We start from the raw sequence: 19,062 nt of genomic DNA, 5'->3' as shown, positions 1-19,062 counted from the left end.
TATAGTTGTTTTAAATAACTTGTAGACGGGCTTCGACTTCGCTCAGCCCTCGGTGTAAGCTAGCTGAGCGAAGTCGAAGCTGTAGTTTTTATTTGAATTATCTATAAGTAGCTAGGCATAATTAAAAGCCAAAACCAGAGAGCGTACCGCCCGCTGCGCGGGCGGTACGCTCTTCTGTGTTTTAAGTTTACTTATGTCTAGCTACTTAATGCTAGTTGCAGCATGGGAATATCTTAAGGCGATCGCCTGCTAGTCATCGGGAAATTGCCAACACATAATCCGTTCGACGCTTTTGGAGCCACATCGACATGCCTCAGCATGGGAGGCAACCCATTCATAATCGCATTGGCGACAGTGATGTAAGACGTTATTAATATTGGCGGCGGCAATGCGATCGCGTCCTGCTTTTAGTTCTTCAGGTGTGAGGACAGATTCAAGATCATTTGGCTCATTCATTATTTTAGAATTTGAACTATTGGATAGTTAATGATTGCTTGATCGACAGTCACTATTGTTAAATTATGCTGGATGGCTTGACAAATTAGAAGTCGGTCAAAGGGATCTCTATGCAAAGGTGGTAGTCGAACTAGTTGTGTAATACTGGTTTCGTCAATTGGCAAGCTATCAATTTGATGGCGAATACGTTGTCTTGGCAAATAGATTTCTGGTGATTCTGGGAAAGGAAGTTTACCAAGTTGATATTTAATTGTGGCTTCCCAAACAGATACAACGCTCAGGTAGACATCGTTATTGGGGGCTTGGATATAGTTGCGAAATTGTGGGGAGAGTTGAGGATCGCCATTGAGAAACCAAAGAAAAATATGTGTATCAAGGAGCAATTGCATAATCTTTTATCTGTTCTATTCAAAGTCTTTTAAGATTTCTTCTGGTAAAGGTTCGTCAAAGTTTTGAGGAACAGTAAATTCGCCAGCACAGAGGGCATAGGGTCTTGATGCTTTTAATGGTTTATTTTGTTGTCTGCGAGTTTGTACGAATAGCAAGAAGTCAAAAAGCTCTTCTACTAGTTCTTCGGGAACGTGGAAGATTTCTTGAATAAGTTTTTCTCTGGTGGTCATTTGTTTGTTCTCTTAGTTAATTATCGTCTTTGCGGTCTTGCATCCAATTTTTACTTTTTACTTTTACCTTTTTACTTGATACCGTAGCAGGGATTTAGATCCCCGACTTTTTTTGTGAATGTACAAATCCCCTTTGATAGCAAAGAAAAAGTCGGGGATCTGGGCATTTCTTTTTTGCTTTTTACTTTTACCTTTTTACTTTTACCTTTTTACTTGATCGAGGATCGCAAGGACAATTTGAGAATCTATACTATCCAATCTTTCGCAGAGAATATCTTCATCGCGTTCTCCGTTGAAGATTTGCCGAATCGCAGCGATTAGATTTTGCCAACCATTCGAGATCATGTTTTCCAAAAGTGGCTCAAATTGCTGTCTGACCTCGGCATCTTGAACGGCTCTCACTACACCGTCGATAATCTGGGCGTGTCGGCGTAGTTCGTACTTAGTACCTTCAAAATTGGCGCGGGCATTGCGAGAAAGGCGGCGATATTCCTTGGCTTTGTCTGAATCGCCTTTTTGATTGCTAATCTTTGCCAAAATGTTGTAAGTCGTCCAAATCTGAGCCGCCGCAGGATCGAGGGTTTGCTTAATGGATAGGGACTCTTCGGCTAACTGTTGGGCTTCTTTGAGGCGATTTGGAAATTTTTGAAGGAGATCGGCAAGGTTAGTTAGTACCTTAGAAGCACTTGACAAATCACCAATAGACTTAAAGTAATTGAGAGTCTTCCGATACCATGCCTCCGCCTCCGTCAGTTTCCCCGCACCTTTGCTCACGATCGCCAACTGATTCCAAGTCGCTGCTGCCTTTGCCAAATCACCCTGAGCTTCACTAATCTGGGCGGACTGGCGATATGCCTGTTCTGCGGCTTCCCATTGGCGCGATTTTTCAAAGGTCATGCCCAACTGATGCCATGCAATTGCTTCTGATGCGGGTTCGTTGAGTTGCTGAAAGATTTGCAGTGCTTCTTGATAGCGTTGGGCGGATTCGGTGAGGTTGTTCTGATCCAGTGCCAAGGCTCCCAGTTGTCCTTGTGTAACGGCTTCCCCTCGGCGATCGCTCAATTCTTTAGCAATCGCTAACGATGCCTTGTAGGACTCATGGGCGCGATCGTATTCCCCCATATCTGTTAACGCATCCGCTAAGTCTGTATATACCGTTGCAGCTTCTCGCTTTACTGAGTTTGTTTGCTCCAATTTCCCTAGTTCTTCTAGCTCTTGAAGTTGCTGAGAAACCGCCCGTTTTGGCTGTCCTGTTGACCGATAGCACCGTCCGAGTCTGCCCAGCGTAATAGAGCGCTGATAGCTAGGAGTCGCGCCCAAGCCTGCCAAAATCTCATTAAACACCGCCTCTGCTTCGGCATAGCGTCCTGTATTTCGTAGCTGTTCGCCTGTATTATTGAGCGTCAGATACCAAGATTGGGAGCCAATCTCACCGCCCATGTGTTGCGCCATGTCTGACAAATTTTCTCGATCTTGATTCAGCCCGAAGACAAACAAGAATCGGTTAACATTATCCACAAAATCCACCGCAAAGTCTTCACCTGCGGCGATGCTGCCGCGCACCGCATACAGCAAATTCGGCAGTTCCCGTTGGGCTATGGCTCTCACTGCAAAGGGATTTTTACTATCCTCAACATACAAATAACCCGACAGTTGGTAATAGCGTTGACGATGGCGGCTGAGGAGTTGCTGTTGTTCGGGTTCAGTCAACCGCGATCGCATCGCAGGGGCAAGGGTCGGATGAAATTTAAGAAAAGGTACAGTCACATCCAAATGGCTCAAAGATTCCGCCAGTATCAACCCCGTTGTTTCTAGCTGTGTTCTGAGTTCATTCCATTTCGTTTCCGCGATTTCTGTAATTATCCGTAAGTCTCGTTCCATTGCGCCACCCTGAAATACCCCCAACCGCTTAATCCATTCCTGTGCTTCAGGATCGAGCCGACTCACCGACAGATTTAGCGAAGCCAGCAAAGGATTATTGGGAGTATCAGCCACTAACTGCGCTAACTCCCGATGCACCTCTAACGCCCGTCTTTGCTTCAGTTGCCCCGCCAACAAACCCAACGACAAAGGATGATAGTCCAGCAACTTAAACAACTCCAACAAACCCTCACGGGGCGGCAACCCAAACTGTGGCTCTGGTGGCAACTTAATCAAACTTTGGAAATAGTCCAGCGCATCACCCTCCGACAAACCCCGCAACGGCAAAGGAATATGCTTCAAACTCCCCAGATTAGGATAATCAGAATGCTGCAAATCCGCCGCCCTCGTCGTCAGCAACACCCGACTATTTCCCGCCTCCGACCATTCTTTTGCGATGTCGAGCAGGGCTTGATCCCCCCTACCCCCCTTACTAAGGGGGGCTTGCTCCGAATCTTCTTCTTTCCCCCCCTTCACAAGGGGGGCTAGGGGGGATCTCAACGTCTCCAAATTATCCAAAATCACCAACACAGCCTGTTCCCTCAGCGCCCTAGTCGCCGACGCCCCATCGATCAGATTGGTATCCAACACCGTCGCCAACACACTCACCGCATAACTCACAGGATCGACACCCTGAAAATCGGCAAAACTGATAAAACACACCCGCGCAAACATCCCCGTCCGCAACAGCCACCGCCCCGCCTCCTCAGCCAGATAGGTTTTCCCCATCCCACCAAAACCCGAAATCGTCACCCGCCGCGTATCCCGCACATACGCCCTCTCGATCTGCCACAACTCCCGCGCCCTACCCCAAAAGCCAGCCTTCTGCACCTCACTAATATTCCCTCTAATCTTCTCCCCCTTTTCCAAGGGGGGCTGGGGGGGATCTCCCGCAAACAACGCTCGATCGCTTCCCACCTGATACAACGCAGGTAAAAACCAATCCTGTAACCGCAAAGTAACCCGATCGCGTCCGCGCTGGCGATCGCCCCGTTCCCGATGTTCATACAAATACCGCCGCGCATTTTCCAACGCCTCACCAAATCTCTGTCCCCGTGTCAGATGCTCGTAAAAAGCCCCAAACATCTGCTCCGTTGTTGACGTTAGCACCGAATATTGCATCGCCAAAACTGTCGGAATCCCAGCATGGGTAAGCCCAGCCGCCACACTTCCTATGGCTTCTTCCCCCGCTACCGCCGCCGTCTGACAAGCCGAAAGCAACATTGCACTGATACCAGCCTGACTCAAACTTTCCCCAACTCGCGCCGCCGAAACACGATCGCCATTACCACCAATATCCTCAAACAACAGATAGCCAATGTTCTTATTGACATCAAATACCCCATGTCCATCAAAATGCAGAATATCTACCGATGGCAAACTTTTATCTGCTAAACGTTCTACCAACTTATCGAGAGTAGCAGGACGCAAAAACTCCACATCAATTAATCCCTGTGCATTTTTAGCGATCGCTTCAAGAGTTGCCAAAGCATCTTTACGTGGATCGAGAAAACCCGCACCTATGGGGCGGCTAATCACAAACAGCAAGCGCAACCGATTTTTTGGAGGGACAATACTTTGCTTAACTGAATCTTGCTTAAATTCCGACTCATTTGTTAACTGCGAAAAACTTCGTCTTATCGAAATTGGCTTTTCCCCATGCGATAAATAAGTTCCCTTTGGATCGCGCAACAGTTCCCAAGGCAAAGCCAAAATAAGCGGATGACTTGCTGAAATTGTTAAGATCTTGTCTCGTTCATCACTATCCTGAAAATCCTTAAATATTTCCTTCGCGTCACCACCACTAAAAATTGCCTCAAACAACGTCGCCCCCCACAAAGGCAATTTCGCCTCAGTTCTTTCAGCACTGCGATCGTCCACATCCATCATGTAAAGTGATGTATATTTCTCTAAATAATCACGAATCTCAGCGCGATCACCATCATTCACAGGCGCTACAAATTCCAGAGCATCCGTCTCGCGATTATTTGATTTGATGACAAAGCGATCGGAACTCGTAAACCGCACATTTAGCTCAATCATCAATAAACCTATACAAGCTCCAAAATTTTATCTTGCTCCCAGACAACCGATTTTTCCATTATTCCAAACTCAGCAAAAGTTTTAGCAGCCCTGAGTGCCATATCCAAACCAACACATAATTTCGTTGGATATATACCTTCTTGCCCGCCAACCACCAACTTTTCATCCATACCTAACTTAAGCGGATCGACAACATAATGAAATACCTCATTGTCAAAGGTTAAATACACCACATATCTCCCCTTACCACCACCAATAGCAAGGTGTGCTTCATCTTCAGTTTCTAAAGTTACTAAAGTCTGCCGATTCCCATCTAGCGTCCTAATCGCGACCTCAATTTCCAGCCAATTCTGGGCTGACTTTAATACCAACTGATTGCGATTTTCTTGCCAGTCTTCAGTTGAGAACTTAGAAATAAACATCAAAACCTCACTTTAACCTGATTACATCACAACCGCTAGGGCTAATCACCTCTAACTCTTCCAAGTCTAACTGCTTAGCCATTCCCTTCACACCGCCATTTTGACCACAAGGTCTACACAAATCGCGATCGACTATTAATCTAGCTCGACCGCCTCTAATCCCAGCATCAAATGCTTGTTGCATAACATCAGCCTCAGCATGGGTTTTACTAATCGGATTCACCCTCAAAGTAACAACCCTCCTAGGGTTAGGGTCGCTCCCAGAATTGACTCCAAAAAATTCGCGATCCCCGATCTCCAACTTTGCCACCGTAGAACCATCATTTTCACTACCAGCTAAAGGTAAATCTAGTTTTTCCCTAAATTTGGCTAATTCCTGAAATTTAGCAGCAATATCTGCTGCGGGGTAATCAATATAATCTTTGTCGCTTGTCATTTCTAAAATAAGTTTGGATAATGTGATCCTTAATTGATTGACGAGCACAATCAGCCAAACTTAAGCCTTGACTCTAACACAATATTTCTAAATTTTGGCGAAAAAAATCTTTCTCATAGATTATTCTGGTGAATCAAGTATATTGCGTAACTCAGCGATCGCCTCTGCTGCTGTGTAAGACTTTAATTTTCCTGCACGATATGCAGCCAAAGCCTCACGCCCATTTTGAGCAATCTCATCACGCCGCCGCTCAATTTTAATTTTACGAATTTTCCTTGCGATCGCCATATTCATCACAAAACGCCTTCACACCAATATGCAACACAATCACCGTAACCGATACCACGATTGGTGTAATAAATTCTCCTGAAACGCCCATTCCTGCAAGCAACCCACCAAATTTAGAAATTGTTTCTTTGTTATCCAGATCGCCCCACTTCTTCCATTGCTTATACAGCACCCCATCTTCCTCACAGAGATCTGCCTTGGCTGCTTTCCAAAACTTTTGCAAAAAACTCTTCGCTGGTTCCTTCGTTGCAGTCGCGATCGCCTGATTTTGCTTAACCAGTTGTGCCTCTCGATCGCCAGGTTTTAGAGGTGCGTCACCAGAGAGTGATCGCAACTCCAGTAACTGAGCATCAATTTCCGCCGCAAGAATAGAAATCTCCTTATCAGAAAACATCGATAATTTCTCCGCAAATGGAATAGCTGAAACTATCATAACCATTTCTTTCTAAAAAAGGAGGGAGCGATACTTTGGATCGCTCCCTCCTTTTTGCTTTTTATATAGCAATCAGCTATATCTCTAAGATTAAGCTCGTACTTCCGCAAAAATCTTATTGAGAATATCTTGAGCGCCCTTAGATTTTAAGTCGTCAGCAAGTTCCGCACCGATCGCTTCAGGATTAGTCAGATCGCCTGTTACTTCACCCTTAACTAGAGTCTTTCCATCAAGGCTCGCGACAATGCCTTTAAGAGTCAACTTGTCAGCAGTAATGGAAGTATTCACACCAATGGGAACTTGGCAACCGCCTTCGAGTTCACGCAGGAAAGCACGCTCCGCAAGACAGCGTTGAGTAGTTGGATAATGGATAATCGGCGTAAACAAAGCCAAGATGTCAGGATCTTCAGCGCGACATTCAATTCCTAATGCACCCTGTCCGACGGCATGGAGCGAAATTTCTCCATCGATTACTTCATGCACGCGATCGCCCATTCCCAAACGGCGCAAACCTGCGGCAGCAAGAATCAATGCATCGTACTCACCAGAATCTAGCTTTTGCAAGCGAGTATTCAGATTCCCGCGCACATCCTTAAACGTGAGGTGAGGATAGTAATGACGTAATTGAGCCAGACGACGCAGTGAAGACGTACCAACTACCGTTCCCGCTGGCAAAGTGGCAAGGGTTTGGTCTTTCAGTTTTTCATGGACGACTAAAGCATCCGCAGGATCTTCCCGTTCGGTTACCGCACCGAGAATCAACCCTTCAGGTAAATGGGTTGGTAAATCTTTGAGGCTATGCACCGCAAGGTCAGACTCCTTGGTTAGCATCGAGACTTCTAATTCCTTGGTAAATAAGCCCTTATCACCAATTTTGGCAAGTGCTACGTCAAGAATTTTATCGCCCTGTGTACTCATGGTGACGACATCAAACTGGCGATCGGGGTGTGCTTTGCTGAGTTCCGCCTGTACCCAATGCGTTTGTACCAGTGCTAGCTGACTTTTGCGAGAACTAATGCGAACTGTTGAGGATGCAACCATAGGACAAAGGGTGAATGATTAAAAAAGTTTTGTAAGGTGGGATTGGTAAGGTGAGATTTTTAAGGTATAAAAAATTTATAAAAATCGAGATAAAAGCACCATTTTCTATTCAAACAGGTTTTGCTACGGTTTCGATGCGATCGCCTAAATATAAAATGTAAAGAATTCTTACAGCGCTAACCTATCGCAAGGCTTTCAAACTGGATTTGTCGATATAAATCATTGACCGCAATCTCTACCTTTATCGACTGTAAGAAAAGGCGATCGCCTAAACCATACTCAGAAAAAAACCATTTCCCCTCTTGATTGCGCTGAAATACCTCCACCAATGGCTGTTCGACTTGCACTAAGACATATTCCTGTAGGCTTTCAGACTTGCGATATTGCTCGAATTTAAACCCGCGATCGTAGGCTTCCGTCGATGGCGAGAGAACTTCGATGATTAAGCATGGAAATAAAACTAACTGAGGTTCCGTATCACGCTCATCGCAAGTGACAACCACATCAGGATAGAAGTACTTCTTCTGTGGCTGAATCTGGACTTTGACATCAGATATATAAACTTCACATTGGCGATTAGCTAGAGTATCATCAAGTAATTTAAACCAATTACCTGAAACTCGGTTATGACTGCGCGTACCGCCAGCCATAGCGATAACTTCACCATTAAAGTATTCATGGCGAACTTCTTGCGTTGCTTCCCAAGCAAGATATTCTTCATAGTTCATCAATAGGCGATCGGGTAAGGCAACCATATTAAAAGCAAGATTTAGCGTGGTGATTATCCTATTTTAGCGTGACAGTTATTTTCAAAAGCCAAAAAGAGAAAAGCGGCGCGAAGCGCCGCTTTTCTCTTTTTGGCTTTTGGCTAAATTTAATTGCGGACAGCTTCGAGTAGGCGCGAGAAATAAAAGGAGGTGGCAGTAAATTCCTTGCGCTTAATCGTGAAGCCTAGCTTCTGAAGAACTCGGCGGACATCGGACTCCTTATGTAGATAGGCGCGAGTTGCTTTACTAGGACCAGGAACCATATCGCCTACTTTTTTCATCAGGACATAGTAGGGGTTTTTCGGTGCAAAGCTGAGGATCAGACGCGATTTGGCAAGAGATGCGAGATGGGCGATCATTTCTTCAGATTCGCGATCGGGATAATGAATCAACACATCAAGACAAATTACCGTGTCGTACTCTCCCGATAATGAGGCGAGATCCTTGACTTCAAAGATCGGATTTTCAGGATTGTTGGCGCGGGCTTTACCTTCGCCGACCATTTTTTCGGAAATATCACTTGCATATACCTTTGCCCCCATCGCCGAGAGAGGAATGCTCAAGCTACCAGTGCCACAACCCGCATCACAAACCGTTTGTCCGAAAGCATTTTTGTCATTTTTAAACCAGTCCAAAACGTAATCGACGGTTTGTTGGTGACCCGTACGAATATCCCGTTGGACTCGGTTGACATCACCTTCGCCATAAATCCGCCGCCAGCGATCGAAGCCCGTGGAATTAAAATAATCGCGAACTATTTCTTTATCCTTGGGAGCTTTTGAATTTGTCTTGGAATTTGTATCGGAATTTGTATTGGAATTTTTATTTGATGAGCCGATCGCTTGATTAGATCTATTAGACATAATTGTGAAGAAAGCTTACAAAAAAGCCGATTGAATTAGTAGTTTTGTTACAGGTGATGATTTTACCCCAGAAAGTAAAGGCGTTGTGTACTGCCGCTACTTTCTAGGTTTTGTATTAAACTTAAGGCAATCGCCAAAAAAATTTGCTATGCAACTCAATCGCATCATTGCTCTTGTCCTCGTCGCTATTTGTTTTGTCTCAGCTACCTTTGGCATTCAACGCCGCCAAATGGATGAGTCTTTAAACCTAAAGACTTTGCTCGATCGCGATCGCCTCGAACTGGTTTCTCTGGATGGGGCTATCACGGGTGGGAGAGCATCGGCTTCGGGGGCTATGGCAGTACGCGATCGCCTGCGGGAACTGATTAAGGATAAATCCGTAAAAGGGGTATTGCTATCGATCAATAGTCCTGGGGGAACCGTCGGCGCGAGTAAAGAACTCTACGAAGCCGTTAAGGATCTAAAAGAGCAAAAGCCCGTTGTCGTGAGTATGCTCGATCAGGCAACTAGTGGGGGCTACTATGCGGCTAGTCCAGCCACTAAAATCTATGCTAATGCGGGGACGTTAACTGGCAGTATCGGCGTGATTATGAGTGGATTTAACGCTAAGGAACTGCTTGACAAGGTGGGCATTCAGTCTCAAACCATTAAAACGGGTCCCTACAAAGATATTTTTTCTCCCTTTCGCGAACTGGGCGATCCTGAGCGGCAAATTCTCCAAGAACTCTTACAAAGTACCTATCAAGAATTTATTAGCGATGTCTCTAAAGGTCGCAAACTGGACTTAGAAGTGGTTCGGAAACTCGCTGACGGGCGACTTTATACAGGAAGACAGGCTAAGGACAATAAGCTGGTCGATGAGTTGGGAACTCTAGACGATGCGATCGCTGATTTGCGAGCTTTAGCCAGAATTAAATTTGGGATATCCGATGCGATTGAGTTACCAATTCGGCGATCGCCTGCCTCCTTCGATCGCGTTTTAGATCAATTCCTCAGTCAGTCTAATGTTAGCTTTGCTTTGCCATTCTTTGATGCGGGTAATGGCAATATTTCTGGGGCGATCGCGGATCGCTTAACTTCCAAGTTAACGAGTCATCAAATGCAAGCGGGTAGCTACGACCCACCAATTTTATTAATGCCCAGTTGGGTTAACTAAATCGAGCCTTAATCTAAGGAATTCAGCGCTCATCATCACGAATATTAATCGAGAACATTAACTAAGATCATGCAGGCTCAGAAGGAATCTAAAGTTATTTCTGAAGTTATTTCTGAAATCATTTCTGAAGATAAAATCTGCCAAGTTGAGAGCCTTATCAAACAACTCGATCTTGTCAGACATATTGCCGAATCGGGATTCTGGCTATCGACGGATGAACTCGCCATTTTGCTAAATCTTGATGGGAACTTTATCCGTAGCTTACATAATGAAATGGCCTCGCCCAATCCAAGCTACAAATTTTTTTGGCGCAACTTTGAATGTATTCTTGCCGATCGCCAATTTGAAAAGGGCTTTTGGCTGCTAAGAACGCGCGATAATTCCTTAGTAAATACTTCAATAAATAAAGGTCAAGAAAAAGGTCAAGAAAAAGGTCAAGAAAAAGGTCTAGAACTTTCTAAGGCGGCTGCGAACCACACTAATCAAGCCCCAAATCCAGCAATAACTAGCAAGACAATAACAAGCGAGGCAATACCTAGTGAGGCAATTTCCCTCAATCCTTACCCAGAAACTAAGGTTATCCCAACTCCCTATGCATTGATTGAAAATTTCTTGTCTCAAAGCCAATTGAACGATTTATTGCGCTATAGCATTCACAAACAAGCGGAATTTGTTCCCACTAGCAACTCAGCCAACGATCCTAACTATCGAAAATCGTTTTTTCTCGCCCATTTCCCCGAATTTTCTGAGTTGATGATCGATAGGGTGAGAAAAATTACGCCGCAGATTATTAAGCATTTAGACATTAACAATTTCGCGATCGGGCAAATCGAGTCGCAGATGACAGCCCACAATCACGGCAATTTTTACAAAATTCACAATGATAGTGGCAGTGATGATGATGCCTCGCGAGTTCTTACCTATGTCTACTATTACAATCGCGAACCGAAAGCATTTACGGGTGGTGAATTAGTAATTTACGATAGTAGGATCGAAAATGGCTATTATGTAGCTGCCAATTCCTTCAAAACCATTAAGCCTACGAATAATACGATCGTCTTTTTCCCCAGCCACTGTATGCATGAAGTCCTGACTGTGAGCTGCCCATCCGAATATTTTGCTGATAGTCGTTTCACGATTAATGGTTGGGTACGCCATGCTTAGTCTAAATAGACTTAGAGAGAGAGTTGCAGCGCAACTCTCTCTCTAAGTCTATTTAGTATTTAATTTTTGTTTGACTTTGGAGATGACACCGCTAGCGATCGCCCCAGCCATAACAATTCCCAAGACGGGCTGAATGAGAGGTTCCCATAGTTGTCGCCACAACTCCAGCCCAAGGTTAATTTTCAAGCTTTCCCCGCCGAGGGCAACGAGCAGCCACCCAAAAAAGAAAAATACTAAAAACAGATTGAACATTAAAAATTTATTTGTCCAACGACCAAGAGTTTCCATAAATTTTCTGAATTTTCGATCATCTTAAAACAATCGGGGTAACGTTGCCGTCACCCCGATTATTTATATCGTTTTTTTATAAATAAACTAGCTAAATAAACTAGCCAAACAAGTCAGCTATGAGAGCGGGTAAATAGGCAAGACGTATTTGCAATACGAAATGAAAAGTTTTTATAAGTTTTTGATTAAGTCAAGACTTAAAATTCAAACCTATTTGAAACCAACCGCTGCTTGCCATACAAAAGCAAGTAGCAAAAAGAACACAGGAATCACGGGAAGAACGTTTACCAGTGGATCAAAAATTCTGTAGGCTTCAGGTAACGTTGCGATTAATAGACTAAGTGGCATTAAAAATAGACCTCCTTCAAGAGCTAAGATGAATTTTACCACGACAAAGAAGCCATTCTTTTTTCTGAAAATTTTTTATCTAAGCGTTTATTAAATGGGTTTATTTATGGCGATCGCAAAACACCAAACGGACTACCTGCAAAAATTCTTCCAGATTTTTAAGGTTACGCTCTTGTCTTTACTGCTCTGTGGCGGGATGGCGATCTTGAGCGCTCCAGCTTGGGCAAATGTCCAAATAAAGCTGACGAATATTAACTATGAGCCTTGTATTGGCGATGCAGGCAAGAATATGGTAACTGGCGGTGGGGTGATGTCCGCTAAGTGTTACACGATCAAGGGAAAAGCAAATAATACATCGGGTAAAGTTGTTTACAATGCCGATATCTTTGGGCGTATTTACGATGCTAATGGCAACGATGCCATGCCCGAACGGGCAAGATTGGGTGCTGTCGAGGAAATTCCTGTGGGCAAAAGTGATTTTCAAATTATGGTGGCAATTCCTGCCGAACAGCCCGAACCGCTCGAACTTAAGCAGTTTAAAGCTTCGGGATTTGCTGGTAAAGTGCGGCGGTAATCTCACTCAAGTTAAAATATACATACCTAGATTGGAGCGACCTAAGTCGCTAGGCATAATTAAAAGCCAGACTCAAAACCTATGGCTCATGCATTGCGTGAATCATGGGTTTCGGGGCTTTATAGTTAATTGCGCCTAGCTACCTATCGCGTCGTTTCAATCTTTCAATTTCTCTGAATCGATCTCAAAAATATGGCTGTTAAAGTTTTAATTCCCACTCCCCTCCAACAATTTACGAACAATCAAGCCACTGTTGAGTGTGCTGGTAGTTCTGTGCAAGCAATTATTGACTCCCTCGAAACTAGTTTCTCAGGTATCAAAGGACGTATTTGCGATCCCGAAGGCAATCTCCGCCGCTTTGTTAATTTTTATGTCAACAGTGAGGATATTCGCTTTCTTGATGGGGTAAATACTCCTCTCAAGGATGGCGATGAAGTAAGCATCATTCCTGCGATCGCAGGGGGCTAGTCCCAGTTGCGGGGGGTGCATGGCATCCCCTGTGATTTGGTGGCTCTATCCATGCATCCAGTTATGAATTCAGCTATGAATCCAGCTATGAATCCATCAAATTGGTAATTACTTCAAACATCCACAGGGCTGCTTGTTTTTTGGCATCGGGATCGACTTTGCCCTTGTCACCCCAATTTTGTAGCCATTTCCCCAAACCACCCATGGAGTTGCCCATCCATTGCCCCACCTGGGCAAAAATTTGTTGGGGACCGACACCAGTTAATACTTGGATGGCAAAAATTACGGCAACCACTAAAAATGCAGTTTTAAAGCTGGCTTTAATTACGCTCAACAACCACCATAGCAGCAGTAGCGAGACGATTAATGCGCCGATCACTAGGGGCAAATTCATAGATTTTTCAATCCCATCTCAAATGCAAAGAGTTTATTAGATTTTGGCACGATCGCGCCATTGACGTTACTTAGCTTCGACTCCGCTCAGCTAACGTTAGCTGAGCGGAGTCGAAGCTAACGTTAGCTGAGCGGAGTCGAAGCCACAGGTACTTTAATTAATAGCAAGTCCCCTACCACAGTTTTAGATCTTGTCTCAAGAATTGCAAATTTATCAAGCTCGGCTCGATATCTCTCCAATAGAAGTCGATCGCCTATGGCGATTTCTCTCAGAAGATGAGCGATCGCGGGCTAATCAATTTAAACGCGCCCATCTCAAACGCAATTTTGTCGCCGCTAGGGGAAATCTCCGCGAGCTGCTCGCCCGATGGCTAGAATGCGAACCTCAAGAGATTCGGTTTAATTACAGCGATCGCGGCAAGCCCTATCTGCAAAACTTTTCCCCCTCTGAGGCGATTTATTTTAATCTAGCGCATTCGCAAGACTTGGCTCTCTATGTTTTGTCTAGACATAGTGCTGTGGGTATCGATCTGGAATATATCAACTCTAACTGTGATGTTATGGGCATTGCGGGACGTTATTTCTTACCTTCCGAGCAGAAAATTATTAGCGAATTAGGCGATCGCCAACAGCAGCAGCTAGCGTTTTATCGATTGTGGACTCTGAAGGAGGCTTACGGCAAAGCTACAGGACAAGGGATCGCCAATCTCCTAGATGCGATCGATGTTTCTTTATGCCTAGAACGTCCCCTAGGTGAAGTTCTAGAGATTGCAGGATGGAGCTTGAATCTCTTAAATACCGACGAACTTGCCATAGCCCCAAGTTACGCCGCCGCCCTATGTAAACAGGCAAATCGCGAATAAATTGATAGTGCAAGGCAAAGCCTCGCACTATCAATTTATTCGCGATTTGCCAAGCGCAAAATCTTGCCCGCTAACATCGCCGCCCCAAAGCCATTATCAATATTGACGACACCTACGCCCGTCGCACAGGAATTAAGCATGGTCAGCAAAGGAGCCAGACCATTAAAACTTGCTCCATAGCCAATGCTTGTGGGTACTGCCACGATCGGACAATCAGCCAAACCCGCCACTACGCTAGCTAATGCTCCTTCCATACCAGCAACCACAATGATTACGTCGGCATCGGCGATCGCTTCGCGATGACTGAGGAGGCGATGAATTCCTGCCACCCCGACATCCCACAGCCGTTTGACGACAAATCCGCATAGTTCGCCCGTGATTGCTGCTTCTTCGGCGATCGGTAGATCGGCAGTTCCTGCGGTAATGATTGTGATTGTGCCTTCCTTCTGCATCGTTGATTCCCCTAAACAACAAATTTGCGCGATCGGAAAATATCGCAAACCGCGTAAAGATGGTTGAATTTGTGCATAGACTTCTGCGGAGATCTTAGTTGCCATAACCAATGGATTTTTTGACTCCATGACACGCATGATCTGCACGATTTGTTCGGGAGTTTTCCCCAAACCAAAAATCACTTCAGGAAATCCCGTCCGCAACATACGTTGGTGATCGATTTTGGCAAAGTCACCAACGGATTCATAGTGAAGATATTTTAATTCTTCTAAAGCCTTTTCTGGACTCAGATCCCCCTTCGCAACCGTTTCTAATAGTTGCCTTAAGTTGTCATACATAAAAATCGATTATAAAAGTAGATAAGGCTATAGCTTGTCAAAATATCCCGTTATGAAACTCTACAAAAAATAGTTTATGAGAAAGTGTAATTGAATTTATTTTAGCAAGTCACTACAACATAAAAAAAACACAATCAAAGCTTAAACCAAAGATAATTTTGACGAACAAATACAAAAGTATGATCTCTTGTGAAGTGAGGAAAACCATACTAGTTGTGAAACTAAAATATCCCAAATTGCAACAGTCAGTTGTTGCCGCAGTCTTTTTAGGCTCATTATTTAATATCAGTAGTGCCTATGCTACCGATAGTCAAACAGGTTCTGTTTCCCAAAAGACAAACCTCCAAAATCCTTCCAAGGTAGAAAGCACGCTCCAAAAGATCGACCAAGATGCCCTGCAATCTCCTCTGGAGGAGCCAGTTGAAACATCCCAAAACGTTACATCCGTATCGCAACTGTCAGATGTTAAGCCTACGGATTGGGCATTCACATCTTTACAATCCTTAGTTGAAAGATATGGTTGCATCGCTGGCTACCCCGATCGCACTTTTCGCGGAAAACAATCCCTAACTCGTTACGAGTTTGCGGCTGGTCTAAATGCTTGTTTGGACAAGATTAACGAAATTATCTCCGCTGGTTTAGCTGACAAAGTTAGCAAAGATGACCTCGCAGCAGTTAAAAAACTACAAGAAGAATTTGCAGCCGAGCTTGCGACTCTAAGGGGTCGTGTTGATGCCTTAGACGCTAAGGTTGCTAAATTAGAAGCACAGCAATTCTCGACAACTACTAAACTCAACGCAACAATTATTTTTGCGCTTGCTGATACTTTTGGCGGTGTAGGAAATTCTGGAGCTCAAAGGACCGTAGATAATACCAACCTTAGCTTTTCCTATCGTGCGCGATTGAACTTTGATACGAGCTTTACAGGTAAGGATTTACTGAGAACTCGCTTGCAATCTGCTAACGTGCCAAATTTTGGAGCTGCTGGTGCAACAAATACCAATATGGCTCGTTTGGCATTCAGAACAAATACTGACAATACATTTCAGATTGACAAGTTTTATTATCGTTTTCCGATTGGCGACAAGCTAACGGCATATTTGGGTGTAAACTCCCTCGATCCCGACGATGTTGGCGATACCCTGAATCCTTATTTTGAAAGTAGCGATAAGGGCGCTTTATCTAGATTTGGGCGTTACGATCCGCTCATATTTCGCGGACCTTCGGGTGCAGGGCTTGGTCTAGTATATAAAATCAGCCCTCAATTTACCCTCATAGGAAGTTATCTAGCCAATGCTGCTGGCGATCAGCTTACTAATGCAGCTTCATCGGCTACTGGTCAGGGTGGATTGTTTGGAGGTGCTTATATTGCTAATTTTCAAGCAATTTATGCGCCAGCTTCCAATTTAAAACTTAGTGCAGCCTATGCTCATAGTTTTGAACCTGGCAAATATAGTGATGGTACTACTTTTGTAAGTCTTGCTCAGAGTACGGGTAGTACCTTTGGTAACCAACCCTTTGGCGCTAACGATACTTCATCAGATCGCTACGGCGTACAATTTGAATGGTTGGCTTCTAAAGGTCTTAACATAAGCGGTTGGATCAGCTTTGCTAACGCTCGTCAAGAATCTGGTTCGGCTATTGGAAATACCGCTAGTTTGTTTAACTGGAGCCTTAGCTTTGCTTTCCCAGACTTATTTGCCGACGGCAATAGAGGCGGGATCATTTTTGGACAACCACCCAAAGTAACCTCTAACAGCGATCCAACCAGAGTTGATTCTGACACAGCATATTTGCTAGAACTCCAATATTCTTTCCGAGTCAGCAAGAATATATTCATCACTCCTGGCTTAATAGCTGTATTCAATCCAAATCACAACGCAGCTAACCCCACGACCTACGTTGGGGTAATTAAAACCCTATTTGCTTTCTAAAATTTAGTAGTACTGCATAATTAGAAACCAAAACCAGAGAGCGTCCCGTCCGTGACGCGGGCGGAACGCTCTTCAAAGTTTTAAGTTTACTTATTAGGTATTAAAGTTTTGAATAAAAAGCGGTGAAGTATAGATGCTTCACTGCTTTTCTTCTTTATTTCTTCTTTATTATTTTTGGAAAACCAAATGAATTTTATGAACATTCAGCGCATATTTAAATCTCTTCGCTCAAATTTATTCCGATTTGTGTTGTTTGCGATCGCTAGTTGCAGCATCATTATTTTTCTAGCAACTCAGCCTAGTTTTTCTAAAAACGAAGAGTTGGTGTTTTCTGACAATGATATTGATTTCTCTTTTGTTGTGGTTGGCTGCAATCGCGCTGACAAGGCAGATGTTGATAAAACGGCTCCGAGTACCGCCAATATCGAACAACTTAAGCGAACTTTTAAAGAGGTTTCCGAATTGTCCCCACCTCCTAAATTCTTGTTCTTTGCAGGCGATCTAGTATTTGGTTACACATCTGATACCGCACAACTTGAATCGCAGTTAAAAGGTTGGCGCGATCTTTACGAAAACTCTCCCTTAGCTTCAAGTAAAACTACTTTAATTCCCATAACTGGAAATCATGAGACCCAGAATGAGAAGAAAAAATCTTATAAGGAGGCTGAAAAGACTTGGATCGAAGTTATGGAGCCATACCTCAAGTATGCTGGGAATGGCCCTCATGCTGGCGGAAAAGACAACCTCAAAACCGATCAAAGTAAGTTAACTTACTCCTTTGATTACAAAGGAACTCATTTTGTTATCTTAAATACCGATCCTGTTGGTCGAGACTACAGCGTGCCTAAGGCTTGGGTAGCAAAAGATTTGCAAACAGCAAGATCTCGTTTTGCAAAGCATATCTTTGCGATCGGACATAAACCAGCCTATGCACTAGCACCAAATCTCTATGTTCCCCCCCTTGAAAAAGAAGACGGTCTTGGAAGACTATATCCAGACGATCGCGATGAATTTTGGGCAAGCCTTGTAAAAAATAAAGCTGAAGCAATGCTCGCAGCTCACAATCATATTTACTCACGTCTCAAGGGACCAAATGGTAATACTTGGCAAATCATTGCTGGGAACGGCGGTAGTGTTTTGGAAAAAGTTGTCGATCAATCGAAAAACAACTCCTATGGTTTTACCCTAGTAAGCGTATTAAAAAACAATCACGTAACCGTAACCAGTTACGGTCGAGATGTTCCTAAAGAAGGTTATCTAGCGCCCAGCGAGAAATACCCGACAACCATTCGCGATCGCGGTGATATTAGTTGGAATAACTAGATCAAAAAGATAGAATTGGCTATTGCTCTCTTTTTGGTTTTTATTGATTTATAGCTGTAGCCCAGTTTATTAGTACGTAAAACCCAAGAATAGAATAGTGGTGGGAAGCACCGCCATTCTATTCTTGGGTTTTGATTTTGGACTGACTCAAGTGGCGGCAGCTATATAGGGATGGTTAAGGCGAAGTATCACCAACTATCTTTTAGGTTTTGACTTTTCTTAACGAAATCAAGTTATTTAGGATTGCCATATATAGATACAGTCACTTGAATTAGGACAAATCAAAACCCAAGAATTAATTGTCGGCGCAAAGCGCCGCCAATTAATTCTTGGGTTTTATGTCCTATTATACCAATTCACGAAAGTGTGACAACACTTTTGTGAATTAAAAACCAAACCTAGTAAAGGTTTGAGAAACTAAAAATGGCTAAGCCATTTTTAGTTTTGGTATTACACTTGGCGACAGCTATA

22 protein-coding genes are annotated in these 19,062 nt (G+C 43.9%); 7 read left to right on the top strand and 15 right to left on the bottom strand.

Features of this window, described 5'->3' with window-relative positions; translation table 11 throughout:
• Positions 1 to 249 precede the first annotated feature (249 nt).
• The 11 genes from AC805_RS06485 to bchM form a co-directional block, all read right to left on the bottom strand.
• Positions 250 to 456, bottom strand: a complete 207-nt coding sequence (locus AC805_RS06485; RefSeq protein WP_055074657.1) for a hypothetical protein — start codon at positions 454 to 456, stop codon at positions 250 to 252.
• Positions 456 to 845 (bottom strand): type II toxin-antitoxin system VapC family toxin, encoded by a 390-nt coding sequence (locus AC805_RS06480; protein ID WP_055074656.1) that lies wholly within the window; start codon positions 843 to 845, stop codon positions 456 to 458. The genes AC805_RS06485 and AC805_RS06480 overlap by 1 nt, the downstream gene beginning before the upstream one ends.
• Positions 846 to 860: 15 nt before the next feature.
• Complete coding sequence (locus AC805_RS06475; RefSeq protein ID WP_055074655.1) at positions 861 to 1,076, bottom strand: hypothetical protein; 216 nt, start codon at positions 1,074 to 1,076, stop codon at positions 861 to 863.
• Positions 1,077 to 1,277: 201 nt separating this feature from the next.
• The gene (locus AC805_RS06470; RefSeq protein WP_055074654.1) at positions 1,278 to 5,039 is read right to left on the bottom strand and encodes a CHAT domain-containing protein; all 3,762 of its coding nucleotides are present in this window, start codon (positions 5,037 to 5,039) and stop codon (positions 1,278 to 1,280) included.
• Between the two features lie 8 nt (positions 5,040 to 5,047).
• Positions 5,048 to 5,461 (bottom strand): Imm1 family immunity protein, encoded by a 414-nt coding sequence (locus tag AC805_RS06465; RefSeq protein WP_055074653.1) that lies wholly within the window; start codon positions 5,459 to 5,461, stop codon positions 5,048 to 5,050.
• A 7-nt stretch (positions 5,462 to 5,468) separates the two neighbouring features.
• The gene (locus tag AC805_RS06460) at positions 5,469 to 5,897 is read right to left on the bottom strand and encodes a deaminase (protein ID WP_055074660.1); all 429 of its coding nucleotides are present in this window, start codon (positions 5,895 to 5,897) and stop codon (positions 5,469 to 5,471) included.
• 120 nt (positions 5,898 to 6,017) lie between these two features.
• Positions 6,018 to 6,185 carry a hypothetical protein gene (locus AC805_RS25465; protein WP_156341328.1) on the bottom strand — a complete coding sequence of 56 codons (168 nt, stop codon included), beginning with the start codon at positions 6,183 to 6,185 and terminating at the stop codon, positions 6,018 to 6,020.
• Positions 6,160 to 6,618 (bottom strand): hypothetical protein, encoded by a 459-nt coding sequence (locus AC805_RS06455; protein ID WP_231662469.1) that lies wholly within the window; start codon positions 6,616 to 6,618, stop codon positions 6,160 to 6,162. The genes AC805_RS25465 and AC805_RS06455 overlap by 26 nt, the downstream gene beginning before the upstream one ends.
• 90 nt (positions 6,619 to 6,708) lie before the next feature.
• Positions 6,709 to 7,659, bottom strand: a complete 951-nt coding sequence (gene hemC / locus AC805_RS06450) for a hydroxymethylbilane synthase (RefSeq protein ID WP_055074652.1) — start codon at positions 7,657 to 7,659, stop codon at positions 6,709 to 6,711.
• Between the two features lie 176 nt (positions 7,660 to 7,835).
• Positions 7,836 to 8,414, bottom strand: a complete 579-nt coding sequence (locus AC805_RS06445; protein WP_055074651.1) for a Uma2 family endonuclease — start codon at positions 8,412 to 8,414, stop codon at positions 7,836 to 7,838.
• A gap of 119 nt (positions 8,415 to 8,533) precedes the next feature.
• Positions 8,534 to 9,289, bottom strand: coding sequence for a magnesium protoporphyrin IX methyltransferase (gene bchM / locus AC805_RS06440; protein ID WP_072143541.1), 756 nt, complete (start codon positions 9,287 to 9,289; stop codon positions 8,534 to 8,536).
• A gap of 148 nt (positions 9,290 to 9,437) precedes the next feature.
• Here bchM and sppA point away from each other — a divergent pair, with 148 nt between their 5' ends.
• Together sppA and AC805_RS06430 are read left to right on the top strand one after the other, a co-directional pair.
• Positions 9,438 to 10,445: a signal peptide peptidase SppA gene (gene sppA, locus AC805_RS06435; protein WP_055074650.1), complete on the top strand. Its 1,008-nt coding sequence runs from the start codon at positions 9,438 to 9,440 to the stop codon at positions 10,443 to 10,445.
• Positions 10,446 to 10,514: 69 nt separating this feature from the next.
• Complete coding sequence (locus AC805_RS06430; protein WP_055074649.1) at positions 10,515 to 11,609, top strand: 2OG-Fe(II) oxygenase; 1,095 nt, start codon at positions 10,515 to 10,517, stop codon at positions 11,607 to 11,609.
• A 48-nt stretch (positions 11,610 to 11,657) separates the two neighbouring features.
• On the opposite strand, the gene AC805_RS06425 is transcribed toward AC805_RS06430, so the two are convergent.
• The gene (locus tag AC805_RS06425; protein ID WP_055074648.1) at positions 11,658 to 11,897 is read right to left on the bottom strand and encodes a hypothetical protein; all 240 of its coding nucleotides are present in this window, start codon (positions 11,895 to 11,897) and stop codon (positions 11,658 to 11,660) included.
• 210 nt (positions 11,898 to 12,107) lie between these two features.
• On the bottom strand, positions 12,108 to 12,245 hold the full coding sequence (locus AC805_RS06420) for a photosystem II reaction center protein K (RefSeq protein ID WP_009627037.1): 138 nt from the start codon (positions 12,243 to 12,245) through the stop codon (positions 12,108 to 12,110).
• A gap of 106 nt (positions 12,246 to 12,351) precedes the next feature.
• Between AC805_RS06420 and AC805_RS06415 the strand changes: the two genes are divergently transcribed.
• Positions 12,352 to 12,819, top strand: coding sequence for a hypothetical protein (locus tag AC805_RS06415; RefSeq protein ID WP_231662468.1), 468 nt, complete (start codon positions 12,352 to 12,354; stop codon positions 12,817 to 12,819).
• A gap of 192 nt (positions 12,820 to 13,011) precedes the next feature.
• Positions 13,012 to 13,287, top strand: a complete 276-nt coding sequence (locus AC805_RS06410; protein WP_055074647.1) for a MoaD/ThiS family protein — start codon at positions 13,012 to 13,014, stop codon at positions 13,285 to 13,287.
• Between the two features lie 85 nt (positions 13,288 to 13,372).
• On the opposite strand, the gene AC805_RS06405 is transcribed toward AC805_RS06410, so the two are convergent.
• A complete protein-coding gene (locus tag AC805_RS06405; RefSeq protein WP_055074646.1) occupies positions 13,373 to 13,681 on the bottom strand; it encodes a hypothetical protein in 309 nt (102 codons plus the stop codon).
• A gap of 190 nt (positions 13,682 to 13,871) precedes the next feature.
• Here AC805_RS06405 and AC805_RS06400 point away from each other — a divergent pair, with 190 nt between their 5' ends.
• Positions 13,872 to 14,543, top strand: a complete 672-nt coding sequence (locus AC805_RS06400) for a 4'-phosphopantetheinyl transferase superfamily protein (RefSeq protein ID WP_055074645.1) — start codon at positions 13,872 to 13,874, stop codon at positions 14,541 to 14,543.
• A gap of 35 nt (positions 14,544 to 14,578) precedes the next feature.
• Here AC805_RS06400 and larB read toward each other — a convergent pair whose 3' ends face one another.
• The gene (gene larB, locus AC805_RS06395; protein WP_055074644.1) at positions 14,579 to 15,334 is read right to left on the bottom strand and encodes a nickel pincer cofactor biosynthesis protein LarB; all 756 of its coding nucleotides are present in this window, start codon (positions 15,332 to 15,334) and stop codon (positions 14,579 to 14,581) included.
• Between the two features lie 215 nt (positions 15,335 to 15,549).
• Here larB and AC805_RS06390 point away from each other — a divergent pair, with 215 nt between their 5' ends.
• Both AC805_RS06390 and AC805_RS06385 read left to right on the top strand, forming a co-directional pair.
• On the top strand, positions 15,550 to 17,268 hold the full coding sequence (locus AC805_RS06390; RefSeq protein WP_231662467.1) for an iron uptake porin: 1,719 nt from the start codon (positions 15,550 to 15,552) through the stop codon (positions 17,266 to 17,268).
• A 195-nt stretch (positions 17,269 to 17,463) separates the two neighbouring features.
• Positions 17,464 to 18,591, top strand: coding sequence for a metallophosphoesterase (locus AC805_RS06385; protein WP_055074642.1), 1,128 nt, complete (start codon positions 17,464 to 17,466; stop codon positions 18,589 to 18,591).
• Positions 18,592 to 19,062 lie beyond the last annotated feature (471 nt).

This window comes from Pseudanabaena sp. 'Roaring Creek', from assembly GCF_001402795.1.
Taxonomy (GTDB): Bacteria; Cyanobacteriota; Cyanobacteriia; order Pseudanabaenales; family Pseudanabaenaceae; genus Pseudanabaena.
This window is presented reverse-complemented; position numbering and strand designations above follow the sequence as displayed.

Excerpts from the sequence above, each read along its gene's own strand:
- AC805_RS06460 (WP_055074660.1), bottom strand. The coding sequence starts at position 5,897 with ATGACAAGCGACAAAGATTATATTGATTACCCCGCAGCAGATATTGCT.
- AC805_RS06480 (WP_055074656.1), bottom strand. The coding sequence starts at position 845 with ATGCAATTGCTCCTTGATACACATATTTTTCTTTGGTTTCTCAATGGC.
- AC805_RS06420 (WP_009627037.1), bottom strand. The coding sequence starts at position 12,245 with ATGCCACTTAGTCTATTAATCGCAACGTTACCTGAAGCCTACAGAATT.
- AC805_RS06415 (WP_231662468.1), top strand. The coding sequence starts at position 12,352 with ATGGCGATCGCAAAACACCAAACGGACTACCTGCAAAAATTCTTCCAG.
- AC805_RS06385 (WP_055074642.1), top strand. The coding sequence starts at position 17,464 with ATGAACATTCAGCGCATATTTAAATCTCTTCGCTCAAATTTATTCCGA.
- sppA (WP_055074650.1), top strand. The coding sequence starts at position 9,438 with ATGCAACTCAATCGCATCATTGCTCTTGTCCTCGTCGCTATTTGTTTT.
- AC805_RS06485 (WP_055074657.1), bottom strand. The coding sequence starts at position 456 with ATGAATGAGCCAAATGATCTTGAATCTGTCCTCACACCTGAAGAACTA.
- bchM (WP_072143541.1), bottom strand. The coding sequence starts at position 9,289 with ATGTCTAATAGATCTAATCAAGCGATCGGCTCATCAAATAAAAATTCC.
- larB (WP_055074644.1), bottom strand. The coding sequence starts at position 15,334 with ATGTATGACAACTTAAGGCAACTATTAGAAACGGTTGCGAAGGGGGAT.
- AC805_RS06455 (WP_231662469.1), bottom strand. The coding sequence starts at position 6,618 with ATGATAGTTTCAGCTATTCCATTTGCGGAGAAATTATCGATGTTTTCT.
- AC805_RS06425 (WP_055074648.1), bottom strand. The coding sequence starts at position 11,897 with ATGGAAACTCTTGGTCGTTGGACAAATAAATTTTTAATGTTCAATCTG.
- AC805_RS06465 (WP_055074653.1), bottom strand. The coding sequence starts at position 5,461 with ATGTTTATTTCTAAGTTCTCAACTGAAGACTGGCAAGAAAATCGCAAT.
- AC805_RS25465 (WP_156341328.1), bottom strand. The coding sequence starts at position 6,185 with ATGGCGATCGCAAGGAAAATTCGTAAAATTAAAATTGAGCGGCGGCGT.
- AC805_RS06405 (WP_055074646.1), bottom strand. The coding sequence starts at position 13,681 with ATGAATTTGCCCCTAGTGATCGGCGCATTAATCGTCTCGCTACTGCTG.
- hemC (WP_055074652.1), bottom strand. The coding sequence starts at position 7,659 with ATGGTTGCATCCTCAACAGTTCGCATTAGTTCTCGCAAAAGTCAGCTA.
- AC805_RS06430 (WP_055074649.1), top strand. The coding sequence starts at position 10,515 with ATGCAGGCTCAGAAGGAATCTAAAGTTATTTCTGAAGTTATTTCTGAA.
- AC805_RS06410 (WP_055074647.1), top strand. The coding sequence starts at position 13,012 with ATGGCTGTTAAAGTTTTAATTCCCACTCCCCTCCAACAATTTACGAAC.
- AC805_RS06470 (WP_055074654.1), bottom strand. The coding sequence starts at position 5,039 with ATGATTGAGCTAAATGTGCGGTTTACGAGTTCCGATCGCTTTGTCATC.
- AC805_RS06475 (WP_055074655.1), bottom strand. The coding sequence starts at position 1,076 with ATGACCACCAGAGAAAAACTTATTCAAGAAATCTTCCACGTTCCCGAA.
- AC805_RS06445 (WP_055074651.1), bottom strand. The coding sequence starts at position 8,414 with ATGGTTGCCTTACCCGATCGCCTATTGATGAACTATGAAGAATATCTT.